We start from the raw sequence: 1,063 nt of genomic DNA on the forward strand, positions 1-1,063 counted from the left end.
GCTTCATCAACAAAGCCCGCCATATCCTGAATAAGATGGGAAGTGAGAAGGATGGTTTTATCGCCCTCCTGACAGAACTCCCGCATAATATCCAGAAACAGGCGACGGTAACCGGCATCAAGCCCGATGGAATAGTCATCGAGGATCAGCAGCTCCGGCTGCTGTGCCAGCAACAGCCCCAGGACAATCTGCGAACGCTCACCGCAGGACAAATTCCTGATCTGGCTGTTACCGGAGAGACCAAGCCGGTCCACCAGATGATAGTAAACTTCTGCGCTCCAATCCGGGTAAAACGCTGAATAGAACCGCTCAATCTGCGTAACCGAAAAAAAATCCCATGCCAGATGCCCTTCAAAGAGCAGGCCGATACGGATACGGTTCTGCGGGGAAAGATCGTGGGAGAGCTCGCCAAACACCCTGCACTCTCCAGCCTGCGGCTGTAAAAACCCCATCAGGATCTTGATAAGAGTAGTCTTGCCAACTCCGTTTTTTCCAAGCAAGGCATAAATCCTGCCCGCCTGCAGAGAGAGGTTTAATCCATCATAAACAGAGCAATCTCCATAACTGTGACACAAGTTTTTTACACTGATAACAGATGACATGGCTATATAGAGAGATTTTTCTATATTAACTAAATTTATACCTCTATCCTAACCAAAACCACATATAATTACAATAATTCATCTATCCACTGAGATTAGGGACAGACAGAACTCGTCACCTCCCTTGCTATATATGCCGTAACAGAAATCGCTTCAGGGAATCCGAGGTAAACTCCTTATCCCCCAGATCAAGATTTTTCAACGGGACCTCGGCGCGGGCGGCCCCCTTATGTCCGCCGGCAGAACCGAGTTCGCCAAAGGTTTTGGCTGCCAGTTTACCGGCACTCTTGCGATAGCCGTCACAACGGAAGATAACCACCAGCTTCTCTCCATGGATCCCGGAGACGAAAACCCAGTCAACCCCGCCGACATGATTAAGAAAATCGGCGATAATCACCAATACATCGGGGCTGCTTACCCGCCCGATATGGCTATAATACCGCCCCTTGGAAAATTTTAGC

Annotated in this window: 2 protein-coding genes; both read right to left on the reverse strand. The window is 49.1% G+C overall.

Features of this window, described 5'->3' with window-relative positions; all coding sequences use genetic code 11:
- Nucleotides 1–602 (reverse strand): methyltransferase (locus CSA35_09870; protein ID PIE53712.1); only part of this gene is annotated, 602 nt, incomplete at its 3' end.
- 127 nt (nt 603–729) lie between these two features.
- The coding region (locus CSA35_09875; GenBank protein PIE53713.1) for a phosphoethanolamine methyltransferase at nt 730–1,063 on the reverse strand (334 nt) is incomplete at its 5' end.

The organism is Dethiosulfovibrio peptidovorans (assembly GCA_002748665.1).
Taxonomy (GTDB): Bacteria; Synergistota; Synergistia; order Synergistales; family Dethiosulfovibrionaceae; genus Dethiosulfovibrio; species Dethiosulfovibrio peptidovorans_A.